The organism is Myxococcus sp. CA039A, from assembly GCF_013336645.1.
Lineage (GTDB): Bacteria > Myxococcota > Myxococcia > Myxococcales > Myxococcaceae > Myxococcus > Myxococcus llanfairpwllgwyngyllgogerychwyrndrobwllllantysiliogogogochensis.
This window is the reverse complement of sequence record NZ_JABUMQ010000413.1, coordinates 1-8570: the sequence shown is the minus strand read 5'-3', so window position 1 is coordinate 8570 and position 8570 is coordinate 1. Positions and strand designations below refer to the sequence as shown.

The following is an 8570-nucleotide window of genomic DNA, read 5'->3' as shown; positions in this document are numbered from 1 at the left end:
CTTCCGGGGCAGGGGGCTGCAGCAGGAGTTGATTGCCGCGCGACTGGCGTGGGCCCTTCGTCAGGGGTGTACGTTGGCGGCGAGCAGCACCCTGCCGGCCAGTGCGTCTCAGCGGAACATGGAGCGCATGGGGTTCTTCATCGCGTACCCCAAGGTGGTGATGATGCGGCAGCGCTCGTAGCGCCGTGCGCGGCTGTGTCGGGCATCAGTGTTCGGTCCTGGCATGGCGGGAGTTCCAGACTCTTGGGAACGGAGACGTGCGCCAGGGGGCTGGTGAGGGGACACCCGCCCATGCGTAAGATTCCCGGCACCGAAATCATGCGCCCTACGACAACCGCTCCCGGCTTCCTGCGCGGCTATGTGCTGCCCGCCCTCTGGCTCTTCGCCCTCCCTCTCTTTGGTCTGTGGTTCACCGGCCACGCCACCTCCAGCGTGGACGGGGACGTGCTCTCGTCCATCGAGCGGCAGGTGGCCCAGGACACCCAGCTCGACGAGCAGCAGCGGCAGGAGACCCTGGCCTTCTTCCGCGCCGTGCCTGCCTCCGCGGCCTGCCTCAGCACGGATGCGGAGCTGGCGAACTTCCGGAGCAACCTCGGCGGGGTGTGCAAGGACGTGCAGCAGTTCGACTGGATGCACAGCCTGGCGCTGGGCTTGCTGGCGCTGGGGCTCGCTACCACGGTGATTGCCCTGTTGTGTGGTCTGGCCGCGTTCGTCTCTCGCCCCTTCCAGTACGGCAGCTTCGTCATCGGCTGGAACGTGCTGCGCGTCACGGGGGCGCTCCAGGCGATAGGCCAGGGCGGCCTCGCCGTGTGGCTGTCCTATTGGGTGACGGCGCTCTGGTTCAACCGCTACTCCCCCAAGCTCATCCTGGTGGTGGGCGCGCTGGCCGCCATGGCCATCTTCCTGGTGGTGGTCGGAATCTTTCGTCGTCCGCCCATGGACTTCGAGGTGGAGGCGGAGGTGCTCGAGGAGTCGAAGGCGCCGGAGCTCTGGGCGCACGTGCGCAAGCTGTGCGCGCGGCTCCAGACGCCTCCTCCCAACAACATCCTCGCGGGCATCGACGCCAACTTCTTCGTCACCGAGGGCGACGTGCGCGTCGGGGACCGGACGCTCTCGGGCAGGACGCTCTACGTGAGCCTGTCCCTGCTGCGCCTCCTGGAGCAGTCGGAGGCCGACGCGGTGCTCGCGCACGAGATGGGGCACCTGCTGGGCGGAGACACGGGGCACGGCAAGCGGCTCGCGCCGATGCTCGCGCACTTCGGCCAGTACCTCCAGACGCTGCACGAGGGCGGACTGACGCGGCCCATCTACCACTTCATGGTGGCCTATCGCGGGCTCTTCGAGCTGTCGCTGGGACGCAGCCGGCGCGCGAGCGAACTCGCCGCGGATCGCCTCGCCGCGGGCCTCACCTCGGGTCGGGACATCGCCCGCTCGCTCGTGAAGGTGGGCGCGTACGCGGGCTTTCGTGAGCGCGTGGAGTCGGACCTCTTCTCCCGCGACGAGCGGCAGCAGTCCGTGGCCATCGCCCGGCGGGTCGCCCTCGGCTTCGCGGAATACGCGCAGTCCGACGCCGTGCATGGCGACCTGCACGGGACGGTGACGCCGCATCCGTTCGACTCCCACCCGCCGCTCTCCGCGCGGCTGGAGAACGTGAACGCGCGGCTGGCGCCGGCGGACATGGCGCAGGTGCTGCTCGAGCCGGTGACGTTCTCCTGGGTGACCACCATCGAGGACGTGGACGCCATCGAGGCGCGGCTGTGGGGCGCGTACGAGGCGCGCTTCTCCCAGGCACACGACCTGGTGCTCGCCTACCGCTACGTGCCGTCCAACGCGGCGGAGCGCGAGCACGTGGAGCGGCACTTCCCACCGCTGACCTTCGAGGGCAAGGACGTCGGACTGGACGCCCAACTGGACTTCGCACAGGTGAGCTACACGGAGTGGGAGGAGCCCGTGTTGCTCGAGCACGTGACGAACGCGAGCACCGAGGACCGCATGTTCAAGAAGTACCTGGATCTGCAGCTCGCGGGCGAGGGCCGCTCCAAGGAGAAGCGCTCCATCTGCTTGAGCAAGCTGAAGGACCCGGACGCCCTGCTGCGCGCCTTCGAGCACTACCTGGGGCGCAGCAGGGCCATGAAGGAATACCAGGCGCGCTCGCAGCAGGCAGCCTGAGGCGCGGGCCGCGGTGAGCCGCAATCAGTGGCGCCCTCCCGAGCCGCGAGCGGGAGGCTGAAGCAGACACCATGGACATGATAGAAGTCTGTCCATGAACCTCTCGCTCGGGCTGATGACTGGATTGGGTGTGGCGCTCCGATGGGGCTGTCCATCAACTCCAAGCGTTATGCGAATCTGGAGAAGATCGCCGCCGAGGACCTCAAGTGCTCCGAGGAGCTGACGCCCACCTATCTCGGCGAGAATCAGTACCAGCTGAGCGGCTGCGGTACCTCCGGCACCTATGAGCTGCGCTGTGTGATGGGGCAGTGCTCCTGGGTTCCCGACGTGAAGGCTCTCGCGGAGTTCGACCTGGGCTGTGCACGCGCGCAGCTCGAGTCGACGCGGCTCGACAAGCACACTGCGGGTGTCACGGGTTGCGGCAAACGCGCCACCTACCGGCTGCTCGGCTCGCGCTACTCGTTGAGCTGGGTGCTCAACTCCCAGGTGAGCCAGGACGAGGTGGCGCCCGCACCCGCGCCAGCGCCCGCATCCGCAAGCGACGTCTCGCCGCTCTGAGTGCACCGGGGGACGCGTCCCAACCTGGGGCCGCGCCACCCCGCCTGCCGACGCGGTCAGCCCTTCTTCTGCGCCTCGAAGAACGCCTTCGCCGCGTCATCCGCGGCCTTGCGGTACTCGGGGATGCGGCTCCGGTCCGCCGACGCGAGCGCTTCCTTCAGGCTCCGCGCGTCGAGGTCCCGGGTGTAGCAGGGCGTCCCCGGCTGCTGGCGCCACGACTCCTCGAGGCCGCCCACATCGACCGCGTCGAACCCGAGTTCGTCGACGAGCCGGAGGACCTTCGCTCGCGCGTCGGGCGGGTCGCCCGCGACGGGGAGCGCGATACGCCCGGGAGTCCCCTTCGGCGTGCCCTTCTCCGCCAGGGATTGGGAGTAGATGTTGTTGAACACCTTGACGACCGGCCGCCCGAGCAGGCCGCTGACCCAGGAACTCTCAATCTGTCCTCCCGTCAGCGCGGAGATGCCGCCGTCGCGGCTCGGGTAGTAGTTGCCGGTGTCGATGACGACCACGTCCGAGGGGACGCCCGCGAAGAGATTCTTCGGCAGGTCCTCCACCGCGCGCTGGGGGATGGTGACGACCACGACCTCGCCCCCGCGAGCGGCCTGTTCGACGGTGACGGGGGTGGCTCCAATCTCGGCCGCGAGCGAGCGGAGCGAGTCCGGTCCGCGCGAGTTCGCGATGACGACCTCGTGACCCAGCTTCACCCACTTCCTCGCCAGTGCCGCGCCGATATGGCCCGCGCCGATGATTCCAATCTTCATCTGTCACTCCGGTTGGTAGGGGGACGGCAAGGCGTGCGCCTCGCCACCTGACCCCGGTGATAACCCCCTCAGCGCGTGGACGCTCGTGAGAGAGGGTGCGCCGGGCGCCGAAGGCCTCATCCGCTGATAGGAGGTTCAGGGCCCGCGGGAGTGTCCTGGCCTGCGAGCGGTGCCTCCGTGAGCACGCGATGTCGAGGATGCGGCTGTAAAAAGGACTGGCTGTCCGAATGGGCTCGCCCGGCGTCGCGGAGTTGTTTCATGCGAGGGAGCGATGCTCTAGAACTCCGCTCCCGCGGCACGACCGGGGAGCGCGACCACGTGAATGCGGAGGAGCTGTTCAGCGGGACCGGGGAGATGGCTGCCCGGATGCGCGCGATGGACTGGGCCTCGACTCCCGTGGGCCCCGTGGAGCGCTGGCCCGGCTCGCTGCGGACCACCGTCCAGACCCTGCTCCACTCGCGCCACCCCATGTTCCTCTGGTGGGGCCCCCAGCTCATCCAGTTCTACAACGACGCCTATGTGCCCAGCTTCGGCAAGGGCAAGCACCCCGCGGCCCTCGGGCGGCCGGGTCGGGAGACGTGGCCTGAAATCTGGCCCATCATCGGACCGCAAATCGAAGACGTGATGCGCGAGGGGAAGGCCAGCTGGAACGAGGACCAGCTCGTCCCCATCTTCCGCAACGGCCGCATCGAGGACGTCTACTGGACCTATGGCTACTCCCCGGTCTTCGACGAGTCCGGGAAGATTCAAGGCACGCTGGTGGTCTGCACGGAGACCACCGGGCGCATCTTCAGCGAGCAGGCCCTGAGGCGCAGCGAGGACCGCCTGCGTCGGGTCGTGGAGGCCTCCGGGGCCGGCACCTGGGAGCTGGAGGTCGCCACCGGGGGGCTGACGGCGGATGCTCGGATGGCCGAACTCTTCGGGCTGCTGGAGCAGACGGAGTACGGCCTCCCCCAGTTCCTCGAACGCATCCATCCCGATGACGTGGAATCCGTGCGCGCGAGCATCGCCGCCGCGCTCGCGGGGGAGGCGAAGGGGCATTACCTGCGGGAGCACAGGATGAGAGGGAGCTCGGGTGAGCGGCCTCGCTGGGTCGAAGCGCGAGGTCAGGTCTCCTTCGACGCGGAGGGAAGGGCGACCCGGTTCATCGGGACGGCGCTCGACATCAGCGAGCGCAAGTGGGCGGAGGAGGAGGGCCAGCTCGCGCGTCAGGAACTCCAGAGCTTCCTGCTGCAAGCACCGCTGGGCATCGCCATCCTCAGCGGGCCGCGCCACGTCTACACCTTCGTGAACGCCCCCTACATGTCCATGCTGTTCGGAGGGCGCCCGGCCACGGACCTCTTGCACCTGCCCGTCCGGGAAGCGCTGCCGGAGCTGGAGGGGCAGGGGTTCCACGAGATTCTCGACGGCGTCTATCAGACGGGCAAGAGCTTCCATGGCACGAAGCTGCGCGCGTCCATGGTCCAGTCCGACGGGGCCGAGCGGGAGCTGTTCATCAACTTCACCTACCAGGCGAAGCGCGACCCGGCCGGGCGCATCGACGGCATCCTGGTGGTCATCTACGAGGTGACCGACCAGGTCAACGAGCAGAAGGAGATTGAGCAGCTCGCGGAGAACCTCCGCGCGGCCATCGTCTCGCGGGACACGTTCCTCGGGGTCGCCTCGCATGAACTCAATACGCCGCTGACCACGCTCAAGCTGCAGGCACAGATGAGCAAGCGGCTCTTCGCGAACCAGGGCCTCGCGGCGTTTCCGCCCGCGCGCTTCGAGAAGCTGCTCGACACCACGCTCATCCAGGTGGACCGGCTGGGGCGCCTGGTCAATGACATGCTCGACGTGTCGCGCATCAGCACGGGCAAGCTGACGGTGATACCCGAGGAGACGAACCTCTCCGACCTGGTGCGGGAGGTGCTGGGTCGTTTCACGCCCCAGTTCGAGGCCGCTGGAATCCAGCTCGAGCAGCAGGTGGTGGACGGCCTCGTCGTCCGTCTGGATGCCGCGCGAATCGAACAGGTGCTGACGAACTTCATCACCAACGCCATCAAGTACGCGCCCGGCAAGCCGGTGCACGCGAAGCTCGAGTCGCGGGAGGGCTGGGTGAAGTTCAGCCTCCGGGATGAAGGCCGTGGCATCCCTCCCGAGCATCACGAGCGAATCTTCGTCCGCTTCGAGCGCGCGACTTCCGCGAGCGAGTCCAGCGGTCTGGGGCTGGGCCTCTACATCTCCAAGCAGCTCATTCTGGAGCATGGCGGGAGGATTTCGGTCGAGAGCGAGCCGGGCCAGGGCGCCACGTTCAGCTTCGAGCTGCGCCAGGGCGCGAAGGACTCACCCGGGCCGTCGGGTCGGGGCGGGCCCACCCCCCGCTCTTGAAAATGAGACACGCGCGCCGCAAGGTGGAGGACCCCCTGACAGGGCGAGGTCCGAGCATGGCCGCAGTGATTCTTGATGCCCGCTGTGTCGCTCCCTTCGTCGTCCGCGTGCGCTTCAGCGACGGGCACGAGGGCGAGGCGAGCCTCAAGCCGTGCCTCTTCGACTGGGAGCCCGCGCGCGTCCCCGACCTCACCGAGGAGACGCGCGACTGGCTGCGCTCGCCGGAGAACTTTCAGACCGTCCGCGTGGACCCCGAGACGGGCACGCTGGCCTGGGGGGACGTGAAGCCGTTCAGCACGTCCCTGGTGTACTGGCGCGTGGAACAATACCGGATGAAGGTGACCGTTCGCTCGAAGCAGGGCGAGGTCCTCTCCAAGCTGCTGCTTGGTGGTCGGCACGAGGTCTGGTCCAGTCCGCTCACCGTCGGACGGGCGGCGACCAACGTCATCGTCGTGGACCAGGAGGGGGTGGCCGAGCACCAGGTCAAGGTGACGGTCGGTGGGGGGCACCACCCCTGCTTCTACGTCGAAGCGGTGGAGGGCGTGACGACGGTCGGCGCCAAGCAGCTGTCGACGCCCGGTGAGCGCTGTCGGGTCTCCGCGCGGGAGCCGCTCCTGCTGGAGGTGGGTGCGTGCGTCGTGGATATCGAGTGAAGTCGAGCCTCCCCTCCTGATGGCAGGCCCGGACGTCACGTGAGCGCGCCCCCGAGAGAAGCCACGCAGTTGTTGGCGACGCTGCTCGTCGCCGCTCCCTTGTTCCATGACGAGCAGGTGGGTCCGCCCGGGGCGCGAGCATATGGCTCCAAGGGCCGCGTCGCGGTGCCGGAAGGGCTCCTCGCCGTGCCCAACCGGGCGAGCGCGTTCGGCGAGGATGCGAGCGAGTCGTTCGTGATGGAGGGCGCCTCGCTCCTCGGGAAGGAGCGCGAGCTGGTGCAGCTCTGCCTCGACATGCCGAACTTCAATTGCTGTCGTCTGCGGTTCGGTTTGGAGGTCCGCATCGGAGGCCGGTCCTGGACGGAGGGGACCTTCGACCATTTCTGGCAGGTCGCGAGCTGGTTCACCGCGGTGGAGACCCTGCTCGTCGATGGCGAGCGCTCCTCCGCGGGCGCCATCGTCTGGGACCAGTCCGCCCTGGGCCTGGAGCGCGATGGCTCACGCGTCACGATGTCCGACGCGAACGTGGCGCAAGGTCTCTACGGTGCGAGGGCTCCCGACGAGGCGTGGATGCCTGTCAGCGTGAGCCTGGAGGAGCTGGTGTTCGAACTGGCGAACGAGGGGAGGGTCTTGGAGACGCTCCGTCAGGGCATGCTCGCGGACATCCAGCGCCGGGGCTTCTCGCTGGAGCAGCTCCAGGCTCGACTCCAGGGGCTTGGCGACAGGCCCGACGCCTCCCTGGGAGACGCCGAGCTCTGTCTGGCGATTCTCGCGCGTGAGCTGGACCAGCCTCGGCTCACGTCGGCGGTGCTGACGTTGGAGCGCGCGGACCCGGGGCGGAGCGCCTCGTAGTCAGGCGCCACCGCTCCCCCGCTGGATTACGGCGCCACCGCCGTGAGGCAGTAGAGCGTGGTCGTCTCGCGTGAGCGCGCCATGTGCAGCGGGTCCGAGGTGTCCTGGGCCTTGGAGTGCCGTGCCACCGTCGAGCGGCTCGACTTCACCGTCAGGCCGCACCGGGTGAACTGCTCCTGGAGCCATCCGGACGGACGCAGGCCGAGCAGCACCGCCAGGTCCGACAGAATCAGCAGCCCCTCGCCTCCCGGCGTGAGCGCGGCGGGGAGTCCTTCGAGGAAGCGCCGCAGGAACTGGCTGTCCTCGTCGAACACCGCGCGGTCCACCCGGTTCTTCGGCGGCTCGGGAATCCACGGCGGGTTGCAGACCACGAGGTCCGCCTTCCCCTCGGGGAAGAGGTCGGCCTCGGCCACCTGGAAGGACTTGCTCAGTCCCAACTGCTCCGCGTTCTCCCGGGCGCAGGCCACCGCGCGCGAGTCGCAGTCCGTCGCCTGCACGGACGCGGCGCCCCGCTGGAGGAGCAGGAACGAGAGCACGCCCGTCCCCGTGCCCACGTCGAATACGCGCTGGCCCTTCAGGAGGGGCAGCCAGAGCAGCAGCTCCACGTAGTCGGTGCGCGTGGGCAGGTACACGCCGTAGTGCGGATGGATGAGGCCCGTGAGGCCGGGCACCGCCAGGCCCTTTCGCCGCCACTCCGTCGCTCCGAGCATGCCGAGCAGCTGCTTGAGGGGGACGACGGTGAACTCCGTCTCCGGCTCACCCCAGACCTGTCGGCACGCCTGGGCCACGTCGGGGGCCCGCGCTAGCGCGAGCCGGTAGTCTCGGTCGAGCGACACGACGATGCGCGACAGCGTCTCGTGCTCCAGCTGCCGTGCGCGACGCTCGGCCCGGAAGGCTTCCAGGGGTGAGCGCGCGTTCGACGCCCGTTCGAGCCTCCGACCCAGCGCGCCCAGGAGCTGCTTCGCGTTGTGGAAGTCGCCCGAGTACAGCAGGAACTCGCCATTCCGGACCCGCTTGAGCGCGGTGTCCGCGCTGAGCCGGTCATTCACCGCATGCAGCCGGGTGGGCGAGGGCTCGTTGCTCTCCGAGCGCCAGGTGAACGGGGCGCCAGGCGGGAGCGGGGTCGCCGGGGCGACGGGAGCCGGCCCCTTGGATGGGGACGCGGTGGCGCGGGGATCCGCCCTCTTGGACGGGGATGCGGTGGCGC

Annotated in this window: 7 protein-coding genes and 1 pseudogene; 6 read left to right on the top strand and 2 right to left on the bottom strand. The window is 68.8% G+C overall.

Annotated elements, in window-relative coordinates:
* The 3 genes and pseudogenes from HR086_RS41815 to HR086_RS41805 form a co-directional block, all read left to right on the top strand.
* Positions 1 to 181 (top strand): annotated as a pseudogene (locus HR086_RS41815) (GNAT family N-acetyltransferase); the annotation flags it as partial.
* A gap of 110 nt (positions 182 to 291) precedes the next feature.
* Positions 292 to 2169 carry a M48 family metallopeptidase gene (locus HR086_RS41810; protein ID WP_254623737.1) on the top strand — a complete coding sequence of 626 codons (1878 nt, stop codon included), beginning with the start codon at positions 292 to 294 and terminating at the stop codon, positions 2167 to 2169.
* 141 nt (positions 2170 to 2310) lie between these two features.
* Positions 2311 to 2727: a hypothetical protein gene (locus HR086_RS41805; protein ID WP_174468409.1), complete on the top strand. Its 417-nt coding sequence runs from the start codon at positions 2311 to 2313 to the stop codon at positions 2725 to 2727.
* 56 nt (positions 2728 to 2783) lie between these two features.
* Here the strand turns inward: HR086_RS41805 and HR086_RS41800 are convergent, their stop codons facing one another.
* Entirely contained in the window at positions 2784 to 3488 is a 705-nt protein-coding gene (locus HR086_RS41800) for an NADPH-dependent F420 reductase (protein ID WP_174456344.1), read from the bottom strand.
* 318 nt (positions 3489 to 3806) lie between these two features.
* Between HR086_RS41800 and HR086_RS41795 the strand changes: the two genes are divergently transcribed.
* Genes HR086_RS41795 through HR086_RS41785 form a run of 3 tightly spaced genes read left to right on the top strand, consistent with a single transcriptional unit; the run spans position 3807 to position 7363 of the window.
* Complete coding sequence (locus tag HR086_RS41795) at positions 3807 to 5858, top strand: PAS domain-containing sensor histidine kinase (protein ID WP_174468408.1); 2052 nt, start codon at positions 3807 to 3809, stop codon at positions 5856 to 5858.
* A 56-nt stretch (positions 5859 to 5914) separates the two neighbouring features.
* Positions 5915 to 6511: a DUF2442 domain-containing protein gene (locus tag HR086_RS41790; RefSeq protein WP_141641439.1), complete on the top strand. Its 597-nt coding sequence runs from the start codon at positions 5915 to 5917 to the stop codon at positions 6509 to 6511.
* 39 nt (positions 6512 to 6550) lie between these two features.
* Complete coding sequence (locus HR086_RS41785) at positions 6551 to 7363, top strand: hypothetical protein (protein ID WP_174456341.1); 813 nt, start codon at positions 6551 to 6553, stop codon at positions 7361 to 7363.
* A gap of 26 nt (positions 7364 to 7389) precedes the next feature.
* Here the strand turns inward: HR086_RS41785 and HR086_RS41780 are convergent.
* On the bottom strand, positions 7390 to 8570 hold a 1181-nt coding region (locus tag HR086_RS41780; RefSeq protein WP_254626678.1), incomplete at its 5' end, for a class I SAM-dependent methyltransferase.